This window comes from Pseudomonas sp. FW507-12TSA (assembly GCF_058781435.1).
This window is the reverse complement of the sequence record NZ_JBYSWT010000023.1, coordinates 46,673-72,707: the sequence shown is the minus strand read 5'-3', so window position 1 is coordinate 72,707 and position 26,035 is coordinate 46,673. Positions and strand designations below refer to the sequence as shown.

Annotated in this window: 23 protein-coding genes; 12 read left to right on the top strand and 11 right to left on the bottom strand. The window is 64.6% G+C overall.

Annotation, left to right across the window (positions count from 1 at the left end):
* Positions 1 to 150 precede the first annotated feature (150 nt).
* The 11 genes from ptaA (at position 151) to AC3WK8_RS20960 (ending at position 12,493) form a co-directional block, all read left to right on the top strand.
* The gene (ptaA, locus tag AC3WK8_RS21010; protein ID WP_103325765.1) at positions 151 to 1,251 is read left to right on the top strand and encodes a pyoverdine biosynthesis transaminase PtaA; all 1,101 of its coding nucleotides are present in this window, start codon (positions 151 to 153) and stop codon (positions 1,249 to 1,251) included.
* A 94-nt stretch (positions 1,252 to 1,345) separates the two neighbouring features.
* Positions 1,346 to 1,807: an Lrp/AsnC family transcriptional regulator gene (locus AC3WK8_RS21005; protein WP_022641446.1), complete on the top strand. Its 462-nt coding sequence runs from the start codon at positions 1,346 to 1,348 to the stop codon at positions 1,805 to 1,807.
* Positions 1,808 to 1,967: 160 nt separating this feature from the next.
* Complete coding sequence (locus AC3WK8_RS21000) at positions 1,968 to 3,650, top strand: flavin monoamine oxidase family protein (RefSeq protein WP_085599118.1); 1,683 nt, start codon at positions 1,968 to 1,970, stop codon at positions 3,648 to 3,650.
* 106 nt (positions 3,651 to 3,756) lie between these two features.
* Positions 3,757 to 4,551 carry a carbon-nitrogen hydrolase family protein gene (locus tag AC3WK8_RS20995; protein ID WP_103325764.1) on the top strand — a complete coding sequence of 265 codons (795 nt, stop codon included), beginning with the start codon at positions 3,757 to 3,759 and terminating at the stop codon, positions 4,549 to 4,551.
* Positions 4,552 to 4,599: 48 nt separating this feature from the next.
* On the top strand, positions 4,600 to 7,059 hold the full coding sequence (gene pqqF, locus AC3WK8_RS20990; protein WP_103325763.1) for a pyrroloquinoline quinone biosynthesis protein PqqF: 2,460 nt from the start codon (positions 4,600 to 4,602) through the stop codon (positions 7,057 to 7,059).
* Between the two features lie 156 nt (positions 7,060 to 7,215).
* A complete protein-coding gene (gene pqqA / locus AC3WK8_RS20985; RefSeq protein WP_003194766.1) occupies positions 7,216 to 7,290 on the top strand; it encodes a pyrroloquinoline quinone precursor peptide PqqA in 75 nt (24 codons plus the stop codon).
* Between the two features lie 102 nt (positions 7,291 to 7,392).
* Positions 7,393 to 8,304 (top strand): pyrroloquinoline quinone biosynthesis protein PqqB, encoded by a 912-nt coding sequence (gene pqqB, locus AC3WK8_RS20980; protein ID WP_022641450.1) that lies wholly within the window; start codon positions 7,393 to 7,395, stop codon positions 8,302 to 8,304.
* 228 nt (positions 8,305 to 8,532) lie between these two features.
* The gene (gene pqqC / locus AC3WK8_RS20975; protein ID WP_053137658.1) at positions 8,533 to 9,285 is read left to right on the top strand and encodes a pyrroloquinoline-quinone synthase PqqC; all 753 of its coding nucleotides are present in this window, start codon (positions 8,533 to 8,535) and stop codon (positions 9,283 to 9,285) included.
* Positions 9,282 to 9,557, top strand: coding sequence for a pyrroloquinoline quinone biosynthesis peptide chaperone PqqD (gene pqqD, locus AC3WK8_RS20970; RefSeq protein WP_103325762.1), 276 nt, complete (start codon positions 9,282 to 9,284; stop codon positions 9,555 to 9,557). Before pqqC ends, pqqD begins: the two co-directional genes overlap by 4 nt.
* On the top strand, positions 9,529 to 10,695 hold the full coding sequence (gene pqqE, locus AC3WK8_RS20965; RefSeq protein WP_103325761.1) for a pyrroloquinoline quinone biosynthesis protein PqqE: 1,167 nt from the start codon (positions 9,529 to 9,531) through the stop codon (positions 10,693 to 10,695). Before pqqD ends, pqqE begins: the two co-directional genes overlap by 29 nt.
* Positions 10,661 to 12,493, top strand: a complete 1,833-nt coding sequence (locus tag AC3WK8_RS20960) for a S9 family peptidase (RefSeq protein WP_103325760.1) — start codon at positions 10,661 to 10,663, stop codon at positions 12,491 to 12,493. The genes pqqE and AC3WK8_RS20960 overlap by 35 nt, the downstream gene beginning before the upstream one ends.
* 34 nt (positions 12,494 to 12,527) lie before the next feature.
* On the opposite strand, the gene AC3WK8_RS20955 is transcribed toward AC3WK8_RS20960, so the two are convergent.
* The 3 genes from AC3WK8_RS20955 to AC3WK8_RS20945 form a co-directional block, all read right to left on the bottom strand.
* Positions 12,528 to 12,686, bottom strand: coding sequence for a YqaE/Pmp3 family membrane protein (locus AC3WK8_RS20955; protein WP_011063854.1), 159 nt, complete (start codon positions 12,684 to 12,686; stop codon positions 12,528 to 12,530).
* Between the two features lie 265 nt (positions 12,687 to 12,951).
* Complete coding sequence (locus AC3WK8_RS20950) at positions 12,952 to 13,677, bottom strand: type 1 glutamine amidotransferase (protein ID WP_085599108.1); 726 nt, start codon at positions 13,675 to 13,677, stop codon at positions 12,952 to 12,954.
* Positions 13,677 to 14,960, bottom strand: coding sequence for an aspartate aminotransferase family protein (locus AC3WK8_RS20945; RefSeq protein ID WP_022641455.1), 1,284 nt, complete (start codon positions 14,958 to 14,960; stop codon positions 13,677 to 13,679). The genes AC3WK8_RS20950 and AC3WK8_RS20945 overlap by 1 nt, the downstream gene beginning before the upstream one ends.
* A gap of 229 nt (positions 14,961 to 15,189) precedes the next feature.
* On the opposite strand from AC3WK8_RS20945, the gene AC3WK8_RS20940 reads away from it, so the two are divergent.
* Positions 15,190 to 16,119 carry a LysR family transcriptional regulator gene (locus tag AC3WK8_RS20940; RefSeq protein WP_022641456.1) on the top strand — a complete coding sequence of 310 codons (930 nt, stop codon included), beginning with the start codon at positions 15,190 to 15,192 and terminating at the stop codon, positions 16,117 to 16,119.
* Between the two features lie 236 nt (positions 16,120 to 16,355).
* On the opposite strand, the gene AC3WK8_RS20935 is transcribed toward AC3WK8_RS20940, so the two are convergent.
* The 8 genes from AC3WK8_RS20935 to bioF all read right to left on the bottom strand — a co-directional run bounded on the left by AC3WK8_RS20935 (position 16,356) and on the right by bioF (position 25,958).
* On the bottom strand, positions 16,356 to 18,134 hold the full coding sequence (locus AC3WK8_RS20935) for an acyl-CoA dehydrogenase C-terminal domain-containing protein (RefSeq protein ID WP_103325759.1): 1,779 nt from the start codon (positions 18,132 to 18,134) through the stop codon (positions 16,356 to 16,358).
* A gap of 418 nt (positions 18,135 to 18,552) precedes the next feature.
* The gene (locus AC3WK8_RS20930) at positions 18,553 to 19,845 is read right to left on the bottom strand and encodes a GGDEF domain-containing protein (RefSeq protein WP_022641458.1); all 1,293 of its coding nucleotides are present in this window, start codon (positions 19,843 to 19,845) and stop codon (positions 18,553 to 18,555) included.
* 219 nt (positions 19,846 to 20,064) lie between these two features.
* Positions 20,065 to 21,870 carry a phenylacyl-CoA dehydrogenase gene (locus AC3WK8_RS20925; protein WP_053137672.1) on the bottom strand — a complete coding sequence of 602 codons (1,806 nt, stop codon included), beginning with the start codon at positions 21,868 to 21,870 and terminating at the stop codon, positions 20,065 to 20,067.
* A 299-nt stretch (positions 21,871 to 22,169) separates the two neighbouring features.
* On the bottom strand, positions 22,170 to 22,466 hold the full coding sequence (locus AC3WK8_RS20920) for a hypothetical protein (RefSeq protein WP_053137675.1): 297 nt from the start codon (positions 22,464 to 22,466) through the stop codon (positions 22,170 to 22,172).
* Between the two features lie 107 nt (positions 22,467 to 22,573).
* Complete coding sequence (gene bioD, locus AC3WK8_RS20915; protein ID WP_103325758.1) at positions 22,574 to 23,254, bottom strand: dethiobiotin synthase; 681 nt, start codon at positions 23,252 to 23,254, stop codon at positions 22,574 to 22,576.
* Complete coding sequence (bioC, locus tag AC3WK8_RS20910) at positions 23,251 to 24,063, bottom strand: malonyl-ACP O-methyltransferase BioC (protein ID WP_085599102.1); 813 nt, start codon at positions 24,061 to 24,063, stop codon at positions 23,251 to 23,253. The genes bioD and bioC overlap by 4 nt, the downstream gene beginning before the upstream one ends.
* Positions 24,056 to 24,787 (bottom strand): alpha/beta fold hydrolase, encoded by a 732-nt coding sequence (locus AC3WK8_RS20905; protein ID WP_085599100.1) that lies wholly within the window; start codon positions 24,785 to 24,787, stop codon positions 24,056 to 24,058. The genes bioC and AC3WK8_RS20905 overlap by 8 nt, the downstream gene beginning before the upstream one ends.
* Positions 24,780 to 25,958, bottom strand: a complete 1,179-nt coding sequence (gene bioF, locus AC3WK8_RS20900; RefSeq protein WP_103325788.1) for an 8-amino-7-oxononanoate synthase — start codon at positions 25,956 to 25,958, stop codon at positions 24,780 to 24,782. The genes AC3WK8_RS20905 and bioF overlap by 8 nt, the downstream gene beginning before the upstream one ends.
* Positions 25,959 to 26,035: the final 77 nt, after the last annotated feature.

Sequence of the window (26,035 nt, the reverse complement as noted above, 5' to 3'; positions counted from 1 at the left end):
TTGCGCGGTTTTTTTATGCCTGCGGACCAGCTCCATACCCGAGCCATCGAATCGCCAGCTTAAATCCCGCTGTTTTCCCGCCGTCATATCGATGTCCAACCAGGACAAAAGACACCCTGTTGTCTTTCACGATAAGAAAGGGATCTATCGATGGTTGAGATTACGCGCCGATCACTGGTGGGACTCGCCTCCGCCTTGCCGTTGCTTGGACTACCAGGATGGAGCCGGGCCGCCGAGCCCGCCGCACCGCCCCTCCAATCGCCTTCCGGCGATGTCCTGATCAACTTCAACGAGAGCCCCTGGGGCCCCTCTCCCGCCAGCCGCCAGGCCATGCAGCAAGGCATCGCCATCAGCGGTCGCTATCCCTACAAGATCCAGTACCGGCTCAACGCGCTGTTCGCCCTCCAGCAGGGCATTCCCGAGGATCATGTGCAGAGCTTCTGCGGCTCCAAGGCAGCATTGCAGCATGCGGTCATGGCTTTCACCCAGGACGCCAGCCTGGTCATGGCCACCCCCTCCTACGAGGCTCCCAGGGAAGCTGCCGAGGGATGCCAGGCCAAGGTGCATGAGGTACCGCTGGACGCCAACCACGCCCACGATCTGCAGGCGATGCTCGCCGTCGACCCGGCGCCGGGCCTGCTCTACCTGTGCAACCCCAACAACCCCACCGGCACCCTGACGCCACGCAAGGCCATCGAACAGGCCCTGGCGCGCCTGCCCAAGGGCACGGTCATGCTGATCGACGAGGCCTACATCGACTTCTCCACGGCCAGCACCTGCATCCCGCTGGTCAAGGAACACCCGCAACTGCTGGTGCTGCGCACCTTCTCCAAGATCTACGGCATGGCCGGGGCTCGCTTGGGGCTAGCTGTGGGCCAGCCGGCGCTGCTCGAGCGCCTGGAAACCTACGGCGGCTACAACGTACCGGCGGCATCGACCTTGCTGGGAGGGCTGGCCAGCCTGGAAGACCCGAAGCTGCTGGGCGAGCGCAAGCGGCACAACCAGCAACTGCGCGACCAAACCATCGCCTGGCTGCAGCAACGCGGATTCAACTGCACCGCCTCCCAGGCCAACTGCTTCATGGTCGATGTCCGGCGTCCGGCCCAGGAAGTGGTGGATGCCCTGGCGGCACGCCAGGTAAAGATCGGCCGGGTCTGGGACAGCTGGCCGAACTGGGCACGGGTCAGCATCGGCGACGAACAGGACATGCAGCGCTTTCGCCACGCCTTCGCCCAGGTCATTCCCGCCTGAGCCCACGCCGCCCAGGACCCAGTCCGGGCAGCGAGCGGCGGACCGTGGGAGACGCTAACATGTGCGCTCCCCGACCACCGCGCTGGAGCCCATCTTGTCCGATAGCCGCCCTCCCGTTCTCGACGAAGTCGACCGCCAGCTGATCGCCGCCTTGCAGATCAACGCACGTGAAAGCGTGGCCATGCTGGCGCGGCAATTGGGCATCGCCCGCACCACCGTGACCTCGCGCCTGGCACGCCTGGAGAAGACCCGGGTGATCACCGGCTACGGCGTGCGCCTGGGCCAGCGGGTGGTCGATGGCGGGCTGCAAGCCTATGTCGGCATCAAGGTCCAGCCACGCTCCGGCAAGGAAGTCTTGCGTCGCCTGAGCGGCATGGCCCAGGTCCAGCAGCTGTGCGCGGTCAGTGGCGAATTCGACTACGTGGCCTGGCTGCGCACCGAATCCCCGGAGCAACTGGACCAGTTGCTGGACCAGATCGGCAGCATCGATGGCGTGGAAAAGACCACCACCTCGATCATCCTCAGCAGCAAGATCGATCGCGGGCACGCACTGTGACAAGCAGTTCGTCACTCTGAACACAGATTTCGTCATATTGAAAAATAACAATGCATAACGACGACAGTTTGCGTCTTATTTACGAGTTTCCCCCTCTCTAGAATGGCTGCCATCTTTTCCTATACTCAGCATTCCGCTGAGCCGCCCGCCAAGGTCAGCCATGAACAAGAACAATCGCCATCCTGCAGACGGCAAGAAACCGATCACCATCTTCGGCCCGGACTTCCCTTTCGCCTTCGATGACTGGATCGAGCATCCCGCCGGCCTGGGCAGCATTCCAAAGGCCCAGCACGGCGCCGAAGTGGCGATCGTCGGCGCCGGCATCTCCGGGCTGGTTGCAGCCTATGAATTGATGAAGATGGGCCTCAAGCCGGTGGTCTACGAAGCATCGAAAATGGGCGGCCGCCTGCGTTCGGAAACCTTCGAAGGCGCCGACGGCATCATCGCCGAGCTGGGTGGCATGCGCTTCCCGGTGTCCAGCACCGCCTTCTACCACTACGTCGACAAGCTCGGCCTGGAAACCCGCCCCTTCCCCAACCCGCTGACGCCAGCCTCGGGCAGCACCGTGGTCGACCTGGAAGGCACTAGCCACTACGCCGAGAAGATGGACGACCTGCCGGAGATCTTCCGCGAAGTGGCCCGGGCCTGGGCCGACGCCCTGGAAGACGGCGCACGCTTCTCACAGATCCAGGACGCCATCCGCGAGCGCGATACGCTCAAGCTCAAGGCCCTGTGGGACGAGCTGGTACCCAAATGGGACGACCGCACCTTCTATGACTTCGTCGCCACCTCCAAGGCGTTCTCGCAGCTGTCCTACCGCCACCGCGAGATCTTCGGCCAAGTGGGCTTCGGCACCGGTGGCTGGGACTCGGACTTCCCCAACTCCATGCTGGAAATCTTCCGCGTGGTGATGACCAACTGCGACGACCACCAGCACCTGGTGGTGGGCGGCGTCGAGCAAGTGCCTCGCGGCATCTGGAGCCACGTTCCGGAAAAATGCGCCCACTGGCCGGCCGGCACCTCCCTGGCCAAGCTGCACAACGGCGCACCGCGTCCCGGTGTGAAGAAGATCGCCCGCGCCGCCGATGGCACCTTCGCCGTCACCGACTACTGGGGCGATACCCGCCACTACGCGGCGGTGTTGGCCACTTGCCAGACCTGGCTGCTGACCACCCAGATCGAGTGCGAGGAAGCGCTGTTCTCGCAGAAGATGTGGATGGCCCTGGACCGCACCCGCTACATGCAATCGTCGAAGACGTTCGTCATGGTCGACCGGCCATTCTGGAAGGACAAGGACCCGCAGACCGGCCGCGACGTGATGAGCATGACCCTCACCGACCGCCTGACTCGCGGCACCTACCTGTTCGACAACGGCGACGACAAGCCCGGGGTGATCTGCCTGTCCTACTCCTGGATGAGCGATGCCATGAAGATGCTGCCGCACCCAGTGGAAAAGCGCGTGCAGCTTGCGCTGGACGCATTGAAGAAGGTCTACCCGAAGGTCGACATCGCCGGCCACGTCATCGGCAACCCGATCACCGTCTCCTGGGAGGCCGACCCGCACTTCCTCGGCGCCTTCAAGGGCGCGCTGCCGGGCCACTACCGCTACAACCAGCGGATGTATGCGCACTTCATGCAGGACGACATGCCGGCCGAACAGCGCGGCATCTTCATCGCCGGCGACGACGTCTCCTGGACCCCGGCCTGGGTCGAGGGTGCGGTGCAGACTTCGCTCAACGCCGTGTGGGGCATCATGAAGCACTTCGGCGGCGCCTCTCATCCGGAGAATCCGGGACCGGGCGATGTGTTCAACCAGATCGGCCCTATTGCCCTGGCCGACTGAGCCATACCGGGCCGGGCCGGCGCCTGCAAAGGCACCATCCGCATCTGGCCCGAGTCTGCGGTAGCGGCGAAGATAGCCGCTATCGCAAGTCAGAGGAGTGAAGAACATGCGCGTCGCCTTGTATCAGTGCCCACCACTGCCGCTGGATGTGGCCGGCAACCTGCAACGCCTGCACCAGGTGGCCATGCAGGCCACCGAGGCCGACCTACTGGTGCTGCCGGAGATGTTCCTCAGCGGCTACAACATCGGTCCCGAGGCCGTCGGCGCCCTGGCCGAGGCCCAGGATGGCCCGGCCGCCCAACGGATCGCCGCCATCGCCCAGGCCGCCGGCATGGCGATTCTCTACGGCTATCCGGAGCGTGACGCCGACGGCCGGATCTACAACGCCGTGCAGTTGATCGACGCCAACGGCCAGCGCCTGTGCAATTACCGCAAGACCCATCTGTTCGGTGACCTGGACCACTCGATGTTCAGCGCCGGCGCAGACGACTTCCCCCTGGTGGAACTCAACGGCTGGAAGCTCGGCTTCCTGATCTGCTACGACATCGAGTTCCCGGAGAATGCCCGGCGCCTGGCCCTGGCGGGCGCCGAGCTGATCCTGGTGCCGACGGCGAACATGATTCCCTACGACTTCGTCGCCGACGTGACCATTCGTGCCCGAGCCTTCGAGAACCAATGCTACGTGGCCTACGCCAACTACTGCGGCCGCGAGGAACAGATCCGCTATTGCGGCCAGAGCAGCATCGCCGCTCCGGATGGCAGCCGGATCGCCCTGGCCGGGCTGGACGAGACCTTGATCATCGGCACCCTGGACCGCGACTTGATGAACGAATCCCGGACCCTGAATCGCTACCTGGCCGATCGTCGCCCCGAACTTTACGCAGCGCTGGGCAAGCGCTGATCCGGGGATATCCGCTAGCATGGGCGCCTCTCTGTCCTGGATGTGCCCATGCCTGCGCCGAACCACCCCCTGCCCCACCTGGAAACCCTGGCCAACGGCCTGCAGGTCTCCCTGCGCCATGCTCCCCACCTGAAACGCTGCGCCGCGGCGCTGCGGGTCGCTGCTGGCAGCCATGACGTACCACAGGCCTGGCCGGGCCTGGCGCACTTCCTGGAACACCTGCTGTTTCTCGGCACCGAGCGGTTTCCTGCCGAGCAGGGTTTGATGGCCTACGTCCGCGCCCAGGGCGGACAACTGAACGCCAGCACAGGCGAGCGCAACACCGAGTTCTTTTTCGAATTGCCAATCAACGCCTTCGCCGGCGGCCTGGAGCGCTTGTGCGACATGCTCGCCCAGCCCCGCCTAGGCCTCGCCGAGCAGCGCCGGGAACGCGAAGTGCTGCATGCGGAATTCCTCGCCTGGTCCCGGGACGCCAACGCCCAACGCCAGTTCGCCTTGTGCGACGGCCTGTCCGCGACCCATCCGCTGCGGGCCTTCCATGCCGGCAACCGCTATAGCCTGAACCTGGCCAACCCGGCCTTCCAGCAGGGCCTGTGGCAGTTCCACCGCGATTTCTACCAGGCTGGGCAGATGACCCTGAGCCTGGCCGGACCACAACCCCTGGCCGAACTCCGGGCCCTGGCCGAACGCTACGGCGCGGTCCTGCCTACTGGCCCGCGCCAGCAACAAATAGCACCAGTGCCACTGCTGGCCAGCAACGCCAACAACTATCAACGGTTCGACGGCCAACGCCTGGACCTGCTGTTCGCCCTTGAAGGGCTGCCGGCAGGCGCCGGCGTGGCGCTGGACTTCCTCTGTACCTGGCTGCAATCGGGTAAACCCGGCGGATTGCTTGCCAAGCTCCAACAACAGTCACTGGCCCGCAGCCTCAAGGCCCAGGCGCGGTATGAGTTCGCCGGGCAAGCATTGCTGCACCTGGAGCTGGACCTGGGCCAGGCGCCCAGCGAGGCGCCAGCACAAATCCGCCAGCTGGTGCTGGACTGGCTGGGGTTCTTCGGCGCCCAGGGCGACTGGCCGCAGTTGTGCGAGGAATACGCCCTGCTGCAACAACGCCGGCTGCAGGTCGACAGTGCCCTGGAACTGGCCCGTCGGGGCAGCCGGCACGCCGCCCAGGAGCTGGGCGCCGCCGGACTCGTGGCCCTCAAGGCGCTGCTGCGGCAATTGCAGCCCAAGGTTGTGGATGACTTCAGCGGCGACTGGCAGTTGCCGCCCGCCAACCCGTTCTTGCGCGGCGCCGTCGAGGAGCCCCAGGCCGGCCTGATTCGCGGCCAGAGCAGCAAGCATCGCGGCCTGCGGACCTTCGCCCAGGACCGCAGCCGAGGCCGCCGGGACAACCCGGCCCTGAGCTTCAGCCAGGCTTTGCCCACCGATACCGAGGCAGGGCAGTTGTTGTTGCGCTGGCGCCTGGCCAGTCCCGCGCCGAGCGGCCTGCACCGGCGTTTGCAGCACAGCCTGGCAGCCCTGGCCGGGGATGCCCGGCAAGCCGGGGTAGAACTGAGCTTCAGCTCCTGCGGCATGGACTGGCTGCTGCAGTTGCGCGGGCTGCAGCAACCCATGCCGGCGGTGCTGCAACAAGCGCTACGACAACTGGGCCAACCATCCCCGGAGTTCTGGCAAGCAGGCAGGATCGACGTCGAGACACCACCGATGCCCCTGCGCCAACTGCTCAAGACCTTCGCCGAACAACCACTGCCCGACAGCGGTACGACCTTGAACGCCGACGCCCTGCAAGCGCTATGGGCCACGGCCCGCTGGGATGGCTTGGCGCTGGGCGTGCCGCCCCACGGACAGGACGCCTTCGCCCGGGCCCTGCAACGAATGCCCGGGACCGCGGATGCCGACCTGGGCCAGGCGCCGCAGCCAGGAACCGGCCCTGCTTGGCAGACGGTGCCCATGGACAGCGCAGAGCAGGCACTGCTGCTGTTCTGCCCAAGCCCATCGAGCCTGCTGGCCGACGAAGCTGCCTGGCGCCTGCTGGGGCAACTCTGCCAGACCCCGTTCTACCAGCGTCTGCGGGTCGAGCTGCAACTGGGCTATGGCGTGTTCAGCGCGGTGCGCCAACTCGATGGCCGCACCGGCCTGCTGTTTGGGGTGCAGTCGCCGAACGCCAGCCTGGGCGAGATCATCGGCCATCTGGAACAGTTCTTCCTGCGTTTGCCCGAACAATTGCAGGCCCTCGATACCCAGGCCTGGCTCGACCAGCGCCAAGCCCTGGCCCAACAGTTGCGGGCCTCTGAGTTGCCCCTGGAACAGGCGGCGCAACTGCTGTGGCAGGCGCGGTTGGCCGGCCATCCGTCGGACTACCTGGAACGATTGCAAGCCAGCATCGAAGCCTTGACGCCCACGTTGGTGATCCAGGCCGCCCGGCAGTTGCAGCAAGCCGCCGGAGGCTGGAGGGTCCTGGCCAACGGCCCTGCCCCGGGCTCGCCCTGGCAAGGGGCAGAATGATCGTTACCAGCGCTGTAATGAGCTTTCTTTAGAATTGCAGGCAAGCCGTTATGGGAATTTAGTAAGATAGCCGCCTAAGCATCTGAACATCTCCGCCCGGAGGTGGACTATATGTATAGGCAACACCCGTCCCACCCACCTCAAAGGAGCATTTTCATGACTTGGTCCAAACCTGCTTACACTGACCTGCGCATCGGCTTCGAAGTCACCATGTACTTCGCCAGCCGCTGATTTCTGACCTCGTCGGAACATCCAGCGCAACGCCTCGGCCCGTCCGGGGCGTTTTCATTTTCAGTCGTCCACAATCTTCAAGTCACATCCCAGGGAGCGCCCATGTTTGTCCAGATTCTAGGTTCCGCCGCCGGCGGCGGTTTTCCGCAGTGGAACTGCAACTGCGTGAACTGCGCGGGATTTCGCGACGGCAGCCTGCGCGCCCAGGCCCGTACCCAGTCGTCCATCGCGATCTCCGATGACGGGGTGAACTGGGTGCTGTGCAACGCCTCTCCGGATATTCGCGCCCAACTGCAGGGCTTTGCCCCCATGCAACCCGGCCGAGCCCTGCGCGATACCGGGATCAGCGCCATCATCCTCATGGACAGCCAGATCGACCACACTACTGGCCTGCTCAGCCTGCGCGAAGGCTGCCCGCACCAGGTCTGGTGCACTGACATGGTCCACGAGGACCTGAGCACCGGTTTCCCGCTGTTCAAGATGCTCAGCCACTGGAACGGCGGCCTGCAATGGAACCGCATCGAACTGGACCAGAGCTTCAGCGTGGCCGCCTGCCCCAACCTGCGCTTCACTCCGCTGCCCCTGCGCAGCGCAGCGCCGCCCTACTCGCCCCATCGCTTCGACCCGCACCCGGGCGACAACATCGGCCTGATCGTCGAGGACCTGCGCACCGGCGGCAAACTGTTCTACGCGCCGGGCCTGGGCAAGGTGGACGCGCCGCTGCTGCAGATCATGGCCGCCAGCGACTGCCTGCTGGTGGACGGCACCTTGTGGGAAGACGACGAGATGCAGCGCCGTGGCGTCGGCACCCGCACCGGCCGGGAGATGGGCCACCTGGCGCAGAACGGCCCCGGCGGCATGCTCGAAGTGCTGGAGCAACTGCCACGCCAGCGCAAGGTGCTTATCCACATCAACAACACCAACCCGATCCTCGACGAAGACTCCGCCGAACGTGCCGAACTGGTACGCCGAAAGGTGGAAGTGGCCTACGACGGAATGAGTATTGAGCTGTAGCAGGCCGTTGAAAAACTATCTGCGTTGCCATCGCTGCGTTAAAAACAGGCTCAATATGCTCATTTACCACTCGTAAACTGCGCTTTTTCGCCTGTTTTTGCCTTGCGCTGGCTGCCTCGCCGACGTTTTTCAACGGCCTGCTAGCCCACGAGCTCGGCCCCAGCGCCCTGGGGCCGTGTGCGCAACCGCGGGCCCGCCCGCGACCAGGCCAAGCCCCGGAGAACCCAGATGACCGACACCCCGCTGTCCCCCGCCGAATTCGAACAGGCCCTGCGCGCCAAGGGCGCCTATTACCACATCCATCATCCCTATCACGTGGCGATGTACGAAGGCCGGGCCAGCCGCGAGCAGATCCAGGGCTGGGTCGCCAACCGCTTCTACTACCAGGTGAACATCCCCATGAAGGATGCGGCGATCCTCGCCAACTGCCCGGACCGGGAAGTACGTCGCGAGTGGATCCAGCGCCTGCTGGACCATGACGGCGCGCCAGGCGAGGACGGTGGCATCGAGGCCTGGCTGCGCCTGGGCCAGGCCGTGGGCCTGGACCCGGACCAGTTGCGCTCCCAGGAGCTGGTATTGCCGGGGGTGCGTTTCGCCGTGGATGCCTACGTCAACTTCGCCCGGCGCGCCAGTTGGCAGGAAGCCGCCAGCAGTTCCCTGACCGAACTGTTCGCCCCGCAGATCCACCAGTCGCGCCTGGACAGCTGGCCCCAGCACTATCCGTGGATCGACCCGGCCGGCTACCAGTACTTCCGCACGCGCCTGGGCCAGGCCCGGCGAGACGTGGAGCACGGCCTGGCCATCACCTTGCAGCACTACACCACCCGCGCGGGCCAGGAGCGCATGCTGGAAATTCTCCAGTTCAAACTGGACATTCTTTGGAGCATGCTCGACGCCATGAGCATGGCCTATGAACTGAACCGCCCGCCTTATCACAGCGTCACCGAGCAGCGGGTCTGGCACAAAGGGATCACCTTATGAGTTTCGATCGCAGCAAAACCCCACGCTGGCGCCCCGGCTACCGCTTCCAGTACGAGCCGGCGCAAAAGGGCCATGTCCTGCTGTACCCCGAGGGCATGATCAAGCTCAACGACAGCGCTGCCCTGATCGGCGGCTTGATCGATGGCGAGCGCGACGTGGCGGCGATCATCGGCGAACTTAAGGTGCAGTTCCCCGGGGTCGCCGAGCTCGGTGACGATATCGAGCAATTCATGGAGGTCGCCCGTGCCCAGCACTGGATCGAACTCGGCTGACTCCAACGTGCCCGCCAAGCCGGAGATCGGCCTGCCGCTGTGGCTGCTGGCCGAGCTGACCTATCGCTGCCCGCTGCAGTGCCCGTATTGCTCCAACCCGCTGGACTTCGCGGCACAGGGCAAGGAGCTCGATACCGCCCAGTGGCTCAAGGTGTTTCGCGAGGCCCGGGAGATGGGCGCTGCGCAGCTGGGCTTTTCCGGCGGCGAACCGCTGGTGCGCCAGGATCTGGCCGAACTGATCGGCGAGGCGCGCAAGCTGGGGTTCTACACCAACCTGATCACCTCCGGCATCGGCCTCACCGAGCAGAAGATCAGCGACTTCAAGAAGGCTGGCCTGGACCATATCCAGATCAGCTTCCAGGCCAGCGACGAGCAGGTGAACAACCTGCTGGCCGGCTCGAAGAAGGCCTTCGCGCAGAAGCTGGAGATGGCCCGTGCGGTGAAAGCCCACGGCTACCCGATGGTGCTGAACTTCGTCACCCATCGGCACAATATCGACAGAATCGACCGCATCATCGAGCTGTGCATCGCCCTGGAAGCCGACTTCGTCGAATTGGCCACCTGCCAGTTCTATGGCTGGGCCCAGCTCAACCGCGTTGGCCTGCTGCCGACCCGCGAGCAGCTGGTGCGCGCCGAGCGCGTCACCAACGAGTACCGCGCCAAGCTGGAGGCCCAGGGCCATCCGTGCAAGCTGATCTTCGTCACTCCGGACTATTACGAGGAACGCCCCAAGGCCTGCATGAACGGCTGGGGCAGCCTGTTCCTCACCGTGACCCCGGACGGCACCGCCCTGCCTTGCCACGGCGCGCGGCAGTTGCCGGTACAGTTTCCCAATGTGCGCGAGCACAGCATGCAGCACATCTGGTATGAATCCTTTGGCTTCAACCGCTTTCGCGGCTACGACTGGATGCCCGAGCCATGCCGCTCCTGCGACGAGAAGGAACAGGACTTCGGTGGCTGCCGCTGCCAGGCGTTCATGCTGACCGGCGACGCCAGCAATGCCGACCCGGTATGCAGCAAGTCGCCGCACCACGGAATGATCCTCAAGGCCCGGGAAGAATCCGAAACCGCCACCCAGACCATCGAACAACTGGCATTTCGCAATGAACGAAACTCACGCCTCATCGCCAAGGGTTGAGCCCTTCAGCGCCAGCCAGGCCACGGCCGCCGGCGTCGACTTCGCCGAACTGCAACTGACGTCCCACGGCTTGTTCTGGAACGAGTACCGCCCCGAGGACGGTGCCTGCCGGATCTGGCATTGGCACCAGGGCCAGGCTCGCTGCCTGACACCCACGGGCTTCAGCGTCCGCAGCCGGGTCTATGAATACGGCGGCGGCGCCTTTTGCGTCGGCCAGGACAGCCTGGTGTTCGTCAATGAACGCGACCAACAGCTGTACCGCCAGCCGCTGGACGGGGGCGCCCCCGTGGCCCTGACCCAGGGCGAATGCCGCTACGGCGACCTGCAGCAGCACGCCGGCCAGGTGCTGGTCGTGGAGGAATGCGCCGACCGGCATCAGTTGGTGGCCTTCGACGGCGCCAGCGGCCAGCGCCAGCTACTGGCGACCGGCGCCGACTTCTATGCCGCGCCGACCCTGAGCCCCAACGGCCAGCGCCTGGCCTGGATCGAATGGGACCGCCCGCACCAACCCTGGACCAGCACCCGCCTGATGCTCGCCGAGCGCCTGGCCGACGCCAGTTGGGGCGAACCGCGCTGCGTGGCGGGCAACGACGAGCCGGAATCCTTGCAACAACCGCGCTTCGATCCGCACGGCAAGCTGCATTGCCTCACCGACCGCCAGGGCTTCTGGCAGCCCTGGGCCGAGTCGGGCCTGGGCTTGCGCCCACAGCCCTGCGCGCCGGCGGACCACGCCCCGGCCCCCTGGCAACTGGGCGGCTGTACCTGGCTGCCACTGGGCGACGATAGCTGGCTGGGCACTTGGACCGAGGACGGCTTCGGCCGTCTCGGGCTGCACCAGGCCGATGCTGCACCGCAGGATTTCACTGGTGCCTACAGTCGCTTTCGCAGCCTGGCCCTGGATTCGCAGCGGCTGTATTGCATCGCGGCCTCGCCCACCAGCCCCTCGGCAGTGCTGGCCATCGACCGTGCCACGAGCCAGGTCCAGGTCCTGGCCGCAGGCGTCGCCCCCCTGCCTGCGGAGCTCATCAGCCGTCCGCAGACCCTTCGCTATCCCAGCGGCGGGGGCCAGGCCCATGGTTTCTTCTACCCGGCCATGAATGGCGCGGGACGTCCACCCCTGGTGGTGTTCATCCACGGCGGCCCGACCTCGGCCTGCTATCCGATACTCGATCCGCGCATCCAGTTCTGGACCCAGCGCGGTTTCGCCGTGGCCGACCTCAACTACCGGGGCAGCAGCGGCTACGGCCGGGCCTATCGCCAGGCCCTGCATCTGCGCTGGGGCGAAGTGGACGTGGAAGACGCCTGCGCGGTGGTAGCCTACCTCGACCAGCAAGGCCTGATCGACCCCGGGCAAGCGTTCATCCGCGGCGGCAGCGCCGGTGGCTACACCACCTTGTGCGCACTGGCCTTCGCCCGGGTCTTTCGTGCCGGCGCCAGCCTCTATGGCGTCAGCGATCCCCTGGCACTGGCACGGGTCACCCACAAGTTCGAAGGCGACTACCTGGACTGGCTGATCGGCGATCCCGAGCAGGACCGCGAGCGCTACCTGGCCCGGACGCCCTTGTTGCACGCCAGCAATATCCAGGTGCCCGTGGTGTTCTTCCAGGGTGAACTGGACGCGGTGGTGGTGCCCGAGCAGACCCGGGTCATGCTCAAGGCCCTGCAAGAACAGGGAATTTGCGCCCAGGCCCATTACTACCCGGAAGAACGCCACGGCTTTCGCAAGGCCCAGAACCAGGCGCACGCCCTGGAGCAGGAATGGTTGTTCTACCGCAAGGTGTTGCAGGCGCAGCACTGAATATCAGGCCCGCCTGGAGCGGGCCTGATGCTTTCTAGCGCTTGGCGATGATGTACACCGCATGCACGATACCGGGGATGTATCCGCACAAGGTCAACAGGATGTTCAACCAGAAGGCGCCGCCGAATCCCACTTGCAGGAACACGCCAAGGGGCGGCAACAGGATGGCGAAGATAATGCGGATCAGATCCATGGATGACTCCTGACAGAAATGGCTCGGATGAGCCCTACCTGCAATCGACCCTGGCCCCAGGCCAGGGTTCAGCCCAATTGCCAAGCGGCCCATGGCCCGCTCAGGCGCGGATCTCGATCCCATGTTTGTGCACCATGCTCAGTAGCTTCAGAGCCATGCCGCTGGGGATGTTCGGGCCTGGAAAAGACGGAGACAAAAAAACGCCCCGTGCGAAAGATCAGGCACGGGGCGATGCGTTATACCGCGAGACGGTTCAGGAATTCTGTCAGCGCAAGGTCGGCAGGGGTCCGGACAAGTAGTCCAGCACCCGGAACAGGGTCGGCGCCAGGCCGCTGCAATGGGGGATGCCGGCGAGGATCGCCTGGCGGTCTTCGACGCTTTCAGGCCCGGCATCCTGCTCGGCGCTCAACCAACCCCTGGGGCGCGATTGCAGCAGCGCCTCGATGCTCTGCAAATCGCTCTGCAGCAGGCACTGCAAGCCAATGGCCCGTTCCTGCCAGATGAACCCCTGGTTGGCACAGGCGGCGGAGCGATACAGCGGCAGGGCGCCCTTGGGCAGATCGAAACTTTCACCATGCCAGTGGAAGGCCATCAGGCGTTCCGGCAACGCCAGCCCCAAGGGAGAATCCTGGGCGCTGGGATACTTTTCCACCGGCCACCAGCCAATCTCGCTGGCCGCGCAGGGGCGGACCTGGGCGCCCAGGGCCTGGGCCAGGAGCTGGCCGCCCAGGCCGATGCCCAGCACGCGCTTGCCGGTGGACAGGGCCTTGCGCAGCAGGCGCTTTTCCGCGACCAGCCAGGGCGCCTGGACTTCGTCATGCACACTCATGGGACCGCCCAGCAGGATCAGCAGGTCGAAGCTGTCGAGCCTTGGCAGGCGGGCCTGGGCATGCACATGGCAGATATGCACCGAGGTGGCGCGCTCCAGCAGCCACTGGTTGATTCGCCCCGGACCGGCAGCCGCGCTGTGCTGCAGGATCAATACACGCATCAGACGGCTACTCCCTTGCGGCATTGCAACTGCGCGGTGCGGACCCGGGCGAAGGCTCGGGCCAGGCGCAGCAGCATTTCATCGATATTGCCCTTGCTCACGGTCAGCGCCGGGGTGAAGCGCAGGCAGTCCGGTTGCGCGGCATTGAGCAGCAACCCTTCCTGCAAGGCGGCCTTGACCACTGCCTCGGCGGAGGCATCGGCCAGGGTCATGCCCCAGAGCAGCCCTTGGCCACGGACCTGGCCCTGGGCATGACGGCTGGCCAGGCGAACCAGGCCCTGGCCCAGGTACTGGCCATTGCTGCGCACTTGCTGCAAGAAGCCCTGCTCCTGGAGGCAGTCGAGTACCGCCAGCCCGGCCGAGGTCATCAGGGCATTGCCGTGGTGAGTGCCATCCAGTTCGCCATGCTCGAAACAGCAGGCCTTGCCCCGGGCCAGCAGGGCCGCCAGCGGCACTCCGCCACCCAGGCCCTTGCCCAGGGCGATGATGTCGGCGCGCACGCCATACAGTTGTTCGGCCAGCAAGGTGCCGCAACGACCGATACCGGTCTGGACTTCATCGAAGATCAGCAGGATGCCCAGCTCGCGGCACAGCCGCTCCACGCCCTTGAGGTAATGCTCGGTGGCCGGCACCACTCCCGCCTCGCCCTGGATCGGCTCGAGCATGATCGCTACGGTTTGTGCATCCACCGCCGCATGCAGGGCCGGCAGGTCATTGAACGGCACCTGGCTGAAACCCGGCAGGCGCGGCTCGAACCGATTGCCGGTGGCATTGCCCGCAGACGCCGACAGCGCGGCGAACCCCCGGCCATGGCAAGCCTGGCTGGCGGTGATGATGCCCGCCGCGCCACCGCGATGCAGTTGCCCCCATTTGCGCGCCAGCTTGATCGCCGCTTCACACGCCTCGCTGCCGCTGCCCAACAGATAGGCCTGGTCGCTGCCGGTGCTGCGGCACAACCGCGCGGCGAGCTTGAGCATGCCGCGGTTGTAGAACCCGGAACCCGGGTTGATCAGCGATTGCGCCTGGGCGGTCAGGGCGTTGACCAGCACCGACGGGCTATGGCCAAGGCTGTTGGCGGCTCCGGCCTGGGTGAAGTCGAGGTAGGTTCGGTCATCGCTGTCCCATAACCAGGAGCCCTGGCCACGGACGAATACCGGTTGCGGCCTGGGTACGCTGGGCATCAGGCAGTCGCTGGAAAGGTTGTCGACCACAGTGGCCGCGCTCGGGGCCATGGCCAGCTGGTCCAGGCTGGGCGGGGTGCGACGCAGGTTGAACAGGTTCATGCCCGCAGGCTCCATGACCATGATCCGATCTGCTTTGCAAGGGTGCCTTGGCCCTCGTCATGGACCTGTCCTGGGTCGATGTTTGTTGCCTTTCCTATGTAAGAACCATCGACCTGAACGCTATTCATCTTCTTTAGTGGCCCTGTAAGCCCTGTGAATAGGCGTAGACTAGGCGCCTACGGGGCTTTGGGCCATTTCGATTTTTAAGCTTTTTCGATAAGAATTACTTATGGATTTCAAGCAACTGCGTTATTTCGTCGCGGTGTATGAAGAAGGACACGTAGGGCGCGCCGCAGAGCGCCTTTCGATCTCCCAACCAGCGCTTTCCCAGCAGATTCGCCAGCTGGAGCAGCACCTGGATGTGAGCCTGTTCGAGCGCAGCAGCAAGCGCCTGTTGCCGACCCTGGCCGCGCATACCCTGTACAACCATGCCCTGCCCCTGCTCGATGGCCTGCAACAGGCCCGCGAAGCCCTGCGCAACTTCAAGGGCCAGGCCCTGCGGACCCTGGCCATCGGCGTGCTGCAAACCGTGCACAGCAGCCTGGTGCCGCAGATGCTCGAACGGGTGCGCAAGGCCCAGCCGCACCTGGTGGTGCAGATCTACGAATTGACTGGCCTGGAAATCGAACGGCGCTTGCTCAATGGCTCGCTGGATATCGGCATCAGCTATCTGCCACCGCGGCAACCGGGGCTGCATGGCGTACCGCTGTACGAAGACGAACTGACCCTGGTCATCCCCGAGCAGCATCCCCTGCGTGAATTCAAGAAAGTCTCCATGAGCCAAGCGGCCGAACTGCCGATGCTGCTACTGGGAGAGGAGTTCCAGATCCGCCAGATCTGGCAGGCCCAGCTGGCCAACCTGGGGCGCCGCCCGCAGGTACAGGCGGAGCTGAACAACATGGCCGGGATTCTCGACAGCCTGCCCCATACCCGGCTGGCCACCGTACTGCCGGGACGCTCCCAGCAGCAGAACGGCAATCGGCAATTGCTCTGGAAACCCTTGAGCGAGCCCAGGGTGCCGTTGAAAGTCGGATTGGTTTGTCGTGACCTGCAGCGTCAGCAGGGAACCCTGGAATTGCTGCGCACGCTATTGGAAGATCCGCTGCACAGCCAGGACACGCGGCTGGGCGGGCCGGCACTGCCAGAAACCCTGGCCTGAAGCGGATCGGGAAAAAATCCGCACAAAAGAAAAACCCCGCCGAAGCGGGGCTTTGCAGACTGTTTCCCTGACATCCATTTCACTCCACCATCCTGGCGGAATCCTACGTGTCCGTGTTATTTCTTTGCGCTTCCTGCGCTACGTCCATGTAACGTAGATTAGCGATGCACCTCGTTCGCCGATATGGGCGATCTGCAGCACGTAACGTAAGAAATGACTTACAGGCACTTTGCCTCTTAGAACTGCTCCGCCGGCAACAGATACAGCGATTCGCTGCCCGCCTTGACCGAAGCGCTCAAGGAGTGGATACGCGGCAGCAGGCGGGCGAAGTAGAAGCGCGCAGTCCCCAGCTTGCTGGCGTAGAACTCGTCTTGCTGCTCCTTGCCCAACGCCGCCTTGGCCATCAGTGCCCACATGTAGGCGTAGGCGGTGTAGCCGAACGCTTGCAGGTACTCCACGGACGCCGCGCCAATCTCGTTGGGATTGCTGGCCGAGCGGTCCAGTACCCAGGCAGTCAGCTCATCCAGATTGTCCAGCGCGGCATTCAACGGCCGCACGAACTCCCCGAGCTGGGCATCGGCGGTGGCGGTGAAGTGGCGGATCTCATCGGCGAACAACTTGTAGAACGAGCCGCCGCTGCCGACGATCTTGCGCCCCACCAGGTCCAGGGCCTGGATGCCGTTGGTGCCTTCGTAGATCTGGGTGATGCGCACGTCGCGCACCAACTGCTCCTGGCCCCACTCGCGGATGTAACCGTGGCCACCAAAGATCTGCTGGCCATGGACCGTGGTCTCCAGGCCCAGGTCGGTGAGGAATGCCTTTGCCACCGGAGTCAGCAACGCCACCAGGCTTTGCGCACGCTTGCGGGTCTCGGCGTCCTCGCTGAACTTGGCGGTGTCCAGTTGCATCGCCACATAGGTGGAGAAAGCCCGGCCGCCTTCGTTGGCGGCTTTCATGGTCAGCAGCATGCGCCGCACGTCCGGGTGGACGATGATCGGGTCGGCAGTCTTGTCCTTGGCTTGCGGGCCGGTCGGGGCACGGCTCTGCAGACGATCGCGGGCATATTCCACGGCGTTCTGGTAGGAACGCTCGCCCGTGGCCAGGCCCTGGATACCTACGCCCAGGCGCTCGTAGTTCATCATGGTGAACATGGCCGCCAGGCCCTTGTTCGGCTCGCCCACCAGGTAGCCAACGGCCTGGTCGAAGTTCATCACGCAAGTGGCGGAAGCCTGGATGCCCATCTTGTGCTCGATGGAGCCGCAGCTCACCAGGTTGCGCTCGCCCAGGCTGCCATCGGCATTGACCATGAACTTGGGCACCAGGAACAGGGAAATGCCCTTGGGCCCGGCTGGGGCGTCCGGCAGCTTGGCCAGTACCAGGTGGATGATGTTTTCGGTCAGGTCGTGCTCGCCGCCGGTGATGAAGATCTTGGTCCCGGTGATGGCATAGGCGCCGTCCGCCAGTGGCTCGGCCTTGGTGCGGATGATCCCCAGGTCGGTGCCGGCATGGGGTTCGGTCAGGCACATGGAACCGGCCCAGACGCCGGCATACATGTTCGGCAGGTAGGTGGCCTTGAGCTCGTCGCTGGCGTGGGCGTTGATCGACAGGCAGGCGCCGGCGGTCAGCATCGGATACAGGCCGAAGGCCAGGCTGGCGGAGTTGACCATTTCCTCGACCTGGGCCGATACCGCCTTGGGCATGCCCATGCCACCGAATTCAGGATCGCCGCCGACCCCGACCCAGCCACCTTCGGCATAGGTCTGGTAGGCCTGCGGGAAACCTTCCGGAGTGGTCACCACGGTGTCATTCCAGCGACAACCTGCTTCGTCGCCGCTACGGCTCAACGGGGCAATGCTGCGGGCAGTGACCTTGCCCGCTTCTTCCAGGATCGCCTCGACAGTCTCGGCGTCCACTGTTTCCGCCAGCGCTGGCAACTGGGCCCAGAGCTTGGCGACCTCGAACACTTCATTGAGGACGAAGCGCATATCGCGCAGGGGCGCTTTGTAGTCAGCCATGGCAAACCTCGCAAGATCTAAACAGGCGGGCCGGAACGGGCCCATTCACGAAAAACCGAGTGTACCCGAACAACTTTTGCGACACATAGGGTCATCTAGTGACTTTTTTGTTATTTTTAGTCAATTTCCAGCCATGAAACAGGAAAACCCGCCAAGGGCGGGCCTTGCCGGGAATCCGCCCGTTTGTCCGCTGGGCCAGGCGCTCTGCCGGCGGTTAGCCGTGGGCAGGTGAAAACATCCACGGGCAGCCTCGCGCCCAGGCAGAGTCGCTGGCAAAAAGTCATCGAGTGGAAACGCGCGAAAGCGCTTGGCGCTTGGCCCTGAGCCATGGCGACGCCCCGACAGCAGGTCGTTGCAACCTACTGTCGGCACTGGGGCCTGCCAATCAACCTGCAGACGCTGAATGCGTCGCCATCAGTCAGCCTGCGGCGGTGTCCATCCGCACCGCACCGCGGCGGTTCTGCCCGAAAGCCATGACACAGTTGCGCCCCGCGCCTTTGGCGCTGTAGAGCGCCTGGTCGGCGGACTTGAGCACTTCCTCGGGAGTACGGTGCTCCATCAACCGCTCGGCGACACCGATACTGATGGTCACCGACACGCTGGAAGCACCGGCCGCCCCGCGCCGCTGGCGCCCCTGCTGGTCGTCCTGGGGGCGATTTTCCTGGTTGCGCAACTGGATGTTATAGCCGGCGATGATCTCGCGGATCATCTCCAGGTGCGGCATGCATTCGTCCAGGCTCTTGCCGGCGAACACCACGGCGAACTCTTCACCGCCATAACGGTAGGCGCGACCGCCACCGGTGACCTTCGACAACTTGCTGGCCACCAGGCGCAGCACCTGATCGCCAACGTCGTGACCATGGGTGTCGTTGAATTTCTTGAAGTGATCGACGTCGGTCATGGCCAGTACGTAGTTGCGTCCCAGGCGCTGCATGCGTTCGTTCAGGGCACGGCGCCCCGGCAGCCCGGTCAGCTCATCGCGAAAGGCCATCTGGTAGGCTTCGTGGGCCACCGCGGCGGCGATCATCAGCATCACCTGGCTGCACATGATGTTCAGCGTGAAGGGCAAGATGAAGGTCTTGGGCAACATCCAGAACAGCCCGAGCAAGCCCACCAACTGCGCCGCATGCAAGGGGCGCGGGCTGCGCCAGTACTGGATCGCCAACAGCAGGAAGGCCGCAAGGAACACCGGATAGGACAACTGGATCAGGCTCATCCAGCTGCCATGCAGGGCTGGCCAGCGGATCTCCGCCAGCCACGCCAGCAGCGCCTGGGGATAACTCTGCTCCAGGCCCAGGGCCACGCTGCCGAAGGCGAGCAGCACGGCGAAGCGCGCCACCATGTCCTGGAACAGGTGCGTGCGCTCCTGCCAGGCGGCGAACAAACCGAACAGCAAGGGCAGCAACAGGCAACACAGGTGGAACACCACCGCGGCATCCTCACGAACCCGGCCATTGTCACGGTAGAAGTCGGTCTGGGTATCCAGCAGGAAGTAGGCGATATACACCGTGACCATCAGGAACAGCTCGCGCTGGCGTCGATACACGGCGCAATACGCCCCGCCGAGCAACAGCACCAGGGTCGGCAGCACGTTGAACAGCGAAGTGAAGAATACGTTGAGATCCTTGACGTAGGCGGCCGCCAGCCCAGCAAGCAGAAGCAGTAAAGACGGAAGAAAGTGACTGAAACGTACAGCGGAAGAACGCGGCAAGGGTAAAACTCCAACCCGGCTTATCAGTAGATGGCATTGTGCCTTCATTGAAGAAGTTAAGCACATGCGATGTGACAGGCGTCACATTGCCACCTCTGTAACGGCAGGGAATCGCTTCAGCTTAGCGTTTTAGTCGGGAATTTTTACCGACGGTCCGCCGATGCAAAAAAGCCGCTCGTCCCGAGGGGGCGAGCGGCTTCGCAGTGGAGCCGGACGGGCTTAGTAAGCCAGGCCGAAATCCTCTTCCTTCATGTCCATCAGGTTGTTGGCGCCCGACAGCATGGTGGCGACATGGGTACGGGTACGCGGCAGGATGCGCTGGAAGTAGAAGCGCGCGGTCTGCAGCTTGGCGGTGTAGAAGGCCTCTTCGGTGGTGCCGGCGGCCAGCTTCTCGGCTGCCAGGCGTGCCATGTCGGCCCAGAAGTAGGCCAGGCAGGCGTAGCCGGAGTACATCAGGTAGTCCACCGAAGCGGCACCGACTTCTTCGCGGTCTTTCATCGCGGCCATGCCCACTTTCATGGTCAGCTCGCCCCATTCCTTGTTCAGTGCCGCCAGCGGTGCCACGAACTCCTTCACGGCCTCGTTGCCTTCGTTGTTCTGGCAGAACTTGTGGACGATCTTGGTGAAGCCCTTCAGCGCTTCGCCCTGGGTCATCAGCACCTTGCGACCCAGGAGGTCCAGGGCCTGGATGCCGGTGGTGCCTTCGTACAGCATCGAGATACGGCTGTCGCGAACGTTCTGCTCCATGCCCCACTCGGCGATGAAGCCGTGGCCACCATAGATCTGCACGCCGTGGTTGGCGGATTCGAAGCCGACCTCGGTCATGAAGGCCTTGGCGATCGGGGTCATGAAGGCCAACAGTGCGTCGGCCTTCTTCTTCTCTTCTTCATCCACACCGTACTTGACGATGTCCACCTGCTTGGCGGTGAAGTAGACCATGGCGCGGTTGCCTTCGGCGAACGCCTTCATGGTCAGCAGCATGCGACGCACGTCCGGGTGCACGATGATCGGATCGGCAGCCTTATCCGGCGCTTTCGGGCCGGTCAGCGAGCGCATTTGCAGGCGGTCGCGAGCGTATTTCAGGCCACCCTGGAAACCGATCTCGGCGTGGGCCAGACCTTGCAGCGCGGTACCCAGGCGAGCGGTGTTCATGAAGGTGAACATGCAGTTCAGGCCCTTGTTCGCCGGGCCGATCAGGAAACCGGTGGCCGCGTCGAAGTTCATCACGCAGGTGGCGTTGCCGTGGATACCCATCTTGTGCTCGAGGGAACCGCAGCTCACCGCGTTGCGCTGGCCGACAGAGCCATCGGCGTTGGGCAGGAACTTGGGCACGATGAACAGCGAGATACCCTTGGTGCCGGCCGGAGCGTCCGGCAGGCGGGCCAGCACGATGTGGACGATGTTGTCGGCCATGTCGTGTTCACCGGCGGAGATGAAGATCTTGGTGCCGGTGACTTTGTAGGAACCGTCGGCCTGAGGCTCGGCCTTGGTGCGCAGCATGCCCAGGTCGGTGCCGCAATGTGGCTCGGTCAGGCACATGGTGCCGGTCCACTCGCCAGTCACCAGCTTGGTCAGGTAGGCATCTTGCTGCTCAGGCGTACCGTGGGCGGAAATGGTGTTCATCGCGCCATGGGACAGGCCTGGGTACATGCCCCACGACCAGTTGGCCTCGCCGACCATTTCGCTGACAGCCAGGCCCAGCGACTCAGGCAGGCCCTGACCGCCGTGCTCGACATCGTGGGCCAGGCTTGGCCAGCCGCCTTCGACGAACTGCTTGTAGGCTTCCTTGAAGCCGGTTGGGGTCTTAACGCCGGATTCACTCCAGGTGCAACCTTCCAGGTCGCCTACACGGTTCAGCGGCGCCAGCACCTGCTCACAAAACTTCGCACCTTCCTCGAGAATGGCGTCAACCATGTCCGGAGTGGCGTCCTGGCAAGCCGGGAGGCTCTGATAGTGCGCCTCATAACCAAGCAGCTCGTCACGAACGAAGCGAATATCACGCAAGGGGGCCTTGTAGTCAGGCATAGCGATAAACCTCTGCTGATGTAACCGGGAATGAACAACCGCGTTGAGTTTTTATAGCGGTCAAACAGTTGTTTGAAACATACGTTTACGCCTAAATCTTGTCAAGCGTCGGACAAATACCTTTCGTCATCGGCATGTAACACCCACGCAGGCCAAGGCCCATGGCACTGCCATGAAGTGTAGAAGCCGGGTAGCCGGCAATCAGCCAGCGAGGGAAATCAGCCGAGGAAATGGCATAAAGACAGGCATGAAAAAGCCCGGCCCCCGAAAACGGGGGCCGGGCTTCAACGAAAAGACGATCAGGCGTAGGTGTCGATCAGCGTACCCAGGGCTTCATCCGAGGCCTTGGCGACCTTGACGCCCAGTTCGACCTGGAACTTGCCGGCGGACATTTCCACCACACTGCTGGCCACGTCCGACTCCTGGCTGCGGTCCACGCCACGCAGGCGATTGACCTGGAGCTCCGACGACTGGCTGCTGGCGGAACGCTCGACGGCGGTGCTGGCGATCTGGCCAGCGGCTTGATCGACCCGGTTCTGCCCGGTCTGAATCGCGTTCAGCCCGGCGTAGTAAGCGCTGTTCCCGGAAATTTCCATGGGATGACTCGACCTGGAAAATGGATGACGTTGCCAATTGAAGCAGACCCGTCAAGAAAACACCCGTCAAAAACACTAATGGCCATCTGCCCTGTCATAGGCAAAATCTAGTCCAGCAAGTCCAATTGCAGGTGTTCGGCCACCGCCGCGGCCCCAGCCAGCCTGAGCCGGGGCACCCTGCCCAGGCACGGCGCGGGAAGGCGCTCGGCCAGGGTCGCCAGGTTCTCTTCCAGACGAGAGGTCTGCGGATCGACGATGTTGGCCACCCAACCGGCCAGTTGCAGACCGTCCCGGGCAATGGCTTCGGCAGTCAGCAAGGCATGGTTGATGCACCCCAGCCGCACGCCCACCACCAGGATCACCGGCAGCCCCAGGGCCATGGCCAGGTCCGAGAGATTATCCTGGCCCGCCAGGGGCACGCGCCAGCCACCCGCGCCTTCGATCAGGGTGAAATCCGCCCCCTTGGCCAGGACGTGGCGCATGGGCAGCAACAGCGACTGCACCGTCAGTGCCACGCCCGCCTCGCGTGCGGCCAGGTGTGGAGCGATCGCCGGCTCGAAGGCGAGCGGATTGACCTCCTCATAACTCAGCGGCAACGACGCCTGCGCTTGCAACGCCAAGGCATCGGCGTTGCGCAAGCCCTTGGCCGTCAGCTCGCAACCGGACGCCACCGGCTTGCCCGCCGCCGTGCTCAGCCCGGCCAGTCGCGCGGCATGCAGCAAGCCGGCAGCGATGGTGGTCTTGCCCACCTCGGTGTCGGTGCCGGTGAGGAAATAGGCAGGACTCATAGTGGTTTCTCCAATACGGCATGGACTACCTGGTAAGTCGCCGGCAGCCCCCTGGCCTGGCGAAAGCCCTCGTAGGCGGCGATCAATCCGGCGATGCGCGCCCGTCCGGTCAAACCACCAGGACGGCCAGGGTTGAGGTTGTGCGCCCCCAGGGCCTTGAGTTCGTGGGTCAGGCTGCGCACATCCGGGTAATGCAGGACATGGGGCACCCGCTCCAGGCTACGCACCCGCAAGCCACTGGCATCGCACAACTGGCCATAGCGCTCGAAAGCACGGAAGCGGTTGACGTGCACCTGCCCGTCCACCTGCCCCCAGCTGTCGCGCAGCTCCTGCAGGGTCCCCACGCACAAGCTGGCGAACGCCAGGACGCCGCCAGGCTTGAGCACCCGCCGGGCCTCGCTGAGCACTGCGGCAAAATCGGCGCACCACTGCACCGCCAGGCTGGAGAAGATCAACTCGCAACTGGCCGCCTGCAATGGCAGGCGCTCGGCGTCCCCGGCAATGAAGTACTCGGCCCCACCCAGGGGCCGTGCGTGCTGGAGCATGCCTTCGGCGATATCCACGGCCAGGCCCTGGCTACCCGCGAACCGCTCCCCCAGCGCCCGGCTGAAATGCCCGGTGCCGCAGCCCAGGTCGAGCCAGCGTCCGGGCGTCCAGTCAGCCGGCAGGCGGCTCAGCAACTGCTGGCCAACCGCCCGCTGCAACTCGGCCACGCTGTCGTAGCTGGCCGCCGCGCGGGAAAACGAAGCCGCCACCTGGCGCTTGTCAGGCAAGCCGGTGGCCAGCACAGGAATAGACAGATCAGTCATCACCGGACTCATGCAAGAACGCCTGGATCGCACCCGCCACTCCATGGGGGTCCTCCAGAAGAAAACCGTGACTGGCCTGTTCGATCAGGCCAACTTCCACATCCGGCAACAACGCCAGCAACTCGGCGGCCGTTTCAGCCGGTACCAGGCCATCGAGCCCGGCGAACAGGTGCAACTGCGGCCCACGAAAACCCTGCAAGGCCTCACGGGTGTCGAGTTGCGCCAACAATTCAAGACCCGCCAGCAACACCTGTGGCCGGGACACCGGCGCGCCCCCCGACAACGCCCGGGACAAGCCGCGATGGTCGAGGGCGCCCTGGGCACAGAGCAACGAGAAACGCTTGAGGGTGCCTTGCGGGTCGGCGGCACAGCCCGCCAGGAAGGCGGCGAAGGTGTCTTGGGCCATGGCGCTCGGCCACTGCGCATGGGCGACGAAGCAGGGATTGCTGGCCAGGGTCAGCAGCCCGCAGCACCGTTCACCACGACGGGCCGCCAGCGCCGAGGCCAGCATCCCGCCCAGGGACCAGCCACCCAGCCAGGCATCGTCCGGCAGCGCGTCGTCCAGTTCATCCAGCCAATCGTCCGGGTCGCTGGACATCAGTTCCGGCAACGGCTGGACCTGTACCCGCAGGTGCTGGTCCAGCCCCTGCAACGCTGCAGCCAGGGGCTCCAGGGGCGACACGCCCAGCCCCCAGCCGGGCAACAGGATCAGTCGATCACGCATGGCTCGGCTCCACTTGCAGTTCACCGTGACAATCGGCCAATGCGTCTAACAATAGCTGCACCTGGCTCTCGCTGTGGGCGGCAGACAGCGTCACCCGCAACCGGGCACTGCCGGCCGGCACCGTCGGCGGGCGAATGGCGGTGACCAGGATCCCGCGCTCGCGCAGTTTCTGCGACAGCGCCATGGCTCGCGCACTGTCGCCGACCAGGATCGGCTGGATCGGGGTGAAGCTGTCCATCAGCTCCAGGCCGATCTGCTCGGCGCCCCGGCGGAACTGGCGGACCAGGCTCGCCAGGTGCTCGCGCCGCCAGTGCTCGCTGCGCAGCAGTTCCAGGCTTTTCAAGGTGGCGCAGGCCAACGCCGGTGGCTGGCTGGTGGTGTAGATATAAGGCCTTGCGAACTGGATCAGGCTCTCGATCAACTCCTCGCTGCCGGCGACGAAGGCCCCAGCGGTTCCGAAAGCCTTGCCCAGGGTGCCCACCAGCACCGGCACCTCATCCAGGCCCAAGCCGAAATGCTCCACCAGCCCTGCGCCATTGGCACCCAGGGGACCGAAGCCGTGGGCGTCGTCGACCATCAGCCAGGCGCCTCGGGCCTTGGTTTCACGGGCCAGGGCCGGCAGGTCGGCCACATCGCCATCCATGCTGAATACGCCGTCGGTGACCACCAGGGTATTGCCGGTAGCCTTCTCCAGGCGCTTGGCCAGGCTGGCCGCATCGTTGTGCAGATAGCGGTTGAAGCGCGCGCCACTGAGCAGGCCGGCATCCAGCAGCGAAGCATGGTTGAGACGGTCTTCCAGCACCGTATCGCCCTGCCCCACCAGGGCCGTGACCGCCCCGAGGTTGGCCATGTAGCCGGTGCTGAACAGCAAGGCCCGGGGCCTTCCAGTGAGGTCGGCCAGGGCCTCCTCCAGAGCATGGTGCGGACCGCTATGGCCCACCACCAGGTGCGAGGCGCCACCGCCCACGCCCCAGCGGCTGGCACCGGCCCGCCAGGCTTCGATCACCTGTGGATGATTGGCCAGGCCCAGGTAGTCGTTGTTGCAGAACGCCAGCAGCGGCTGGCCGTCGACCACCACTTGCGGCCCCTGGGGGCTGTCGAGCAAGGGGCGCTGGCGATACAGATGCTCGGCACGGCGGGCCGCGAGGCGCGCGGAAAGATCAAAAGACATGCTGGCCTCGATGATCGGGAAGAAATCCAACATCGCAGGCGACCGGGCGCCGAAGTCCCTGCGGGATCCTCAGCGGC

What these genes read in the sequence shown, in the direction of transcription:
- ptaA (WP_103325765.1), top strand. Translation starts at nt 151, where the DNA reads ATGGTTGAGATTACGCGCCGATCACTGGTGGGACTCGCCTCCGCCTTG.
- AC3WK8_RS21000 (WP_085599118.1), top strand. Translation starts at nt 1,968, where the DNA reads ATGAACAAGAACAATCGCCATCCTGCAGACGGCAAGAAACCGATCACC.
- AC3WK8_RS20995 (WP_103325764.1), top strand. Translation starts at nt 3,757, where the DNA reads ATGCGCGTCGCCTTGTATCAGTGCCCACCACTGCCGCTGGATGTGGCC.
- pqqF (WP_103325763.1), top strand. Translation starts at nt 4,600, where the DNA reads ATGCCTGCGCCGAACCACCCCCTGCCCCACCTGGAAACCCTGGCCAAC.
- pqqB (WP_022641450.1), top strand. Translation starts at nt 7,393, where the DNA reads ATGTTTGTCCAGATTCTAGGTTCCGCCGCCGGCGGCGGTTTTCCGCAG.
- pqqC (WP_053137658.1), top strand. Translation starts at nt 8,533, where the DNA reads ATGACCGACACCCCGCTGTCCCCCGCCGAATTCGAACAGGCCCTGCGC.
- pqqD (WP_103325762.1), top strand. Translation starts at nt 9,282, where the DNA reads ATGAGTTTCGATCGCAGCAAAACCCCACGCTGGCGCCCCGGCTACCGC.
- AC3WK8_RS20960 (WP_103325760.1), top strand. Translation starts at nt 10,661, where the DNA reads ATGAACGAAACTCACGCCTCATCGCCAAGGGTTGAGCCCTTCAGCGCC.
- AC3WK8_RS20955 (WP_011063854.1), bottom strand. Translation starts at nt 12,686, where the DNA reads ATGGATCTGATCCGCATTATCTTCGCCATCCTGTTGCCGCCCCTTGGC.
- AC3WK8_RS20950 (WP_085599108.1), bottom strand. Translation starts at nt 13,677, where the DNA reads ATGCGTGTATTGATCCTGCAGCACAGCGCGGCTGCCGGTCCGGGGCGA.
- AC3WK8_RS20945 (WP_022641455.1), bottom strand. Translation starts at nt 14,960, where the DNA reads ATGAACCTGTTCAACCTGCGTCGCACCCCGCCCAGCCTGGACCAGCTG.
- AC3WK8_RS20940 (WP_022641456.1), top strand. Translation starts at nt 15,190, where the DNA reads ATGGATTTCAAGCAACTGCGTTATTTCGTCGCGGTGTATGAAGAAGGA.
- AC3WK8_RS20935 (WP_103325759.1), bottom strand. Translation starts at nt 18,134, where the DNA reads ATGGCTGACTACAAAGCGCCCCTGCGCGATATGCGCTTCGTCCTCAAT.
- AC3WK8_RS20925 (WP_053137672.1), bottom strand. Translation starts at nt 21,870, where the DNA reads ATGCCTGACTACAAGGCCCCCTTGCGTGATATTCGCTTCGTTCGTGAC.
- AC3WK8_RS20920 (WP_053137675.1), bottom strand. Translation starts at nt 22,466, where the DNA reads ATGGAAATTTCCGGGAACAGCGCTTACTACGCCGGGCTGAACGCGATT.
- bioD (WP_103325758.1), bottom strand. Translation starts at nt 23,254, where the DNA reads ATGAGTCCTGCCTATTTCCTCACCGGCACCGACACCGAGGTGGGCAAG.
- bioC (WP_085599102.1), bottom strand. Translation starts at nt 24,063, where the DNA reads ATGACTGATCTGTCTATTCCTGTGCTGGCCACCGGCTTGCCTGACAAG.
- AC3WK8_RS20905 (WP_085599100.1), bottom strand. Translation starts at nt 24,787, where the DNA reads ATGCGTGATCGACTGATCCTGTTGCCCGGCTGGGGGCTGGGCGTGTCG.
- bioF (WP_103325788.1), bottom strand. Translation starts at nt 25,958, where the DNA reads ATGTCTTTTGATCTTTCCGCGCGCCTCGCGGCCCGCCGTGCCGAGCAT.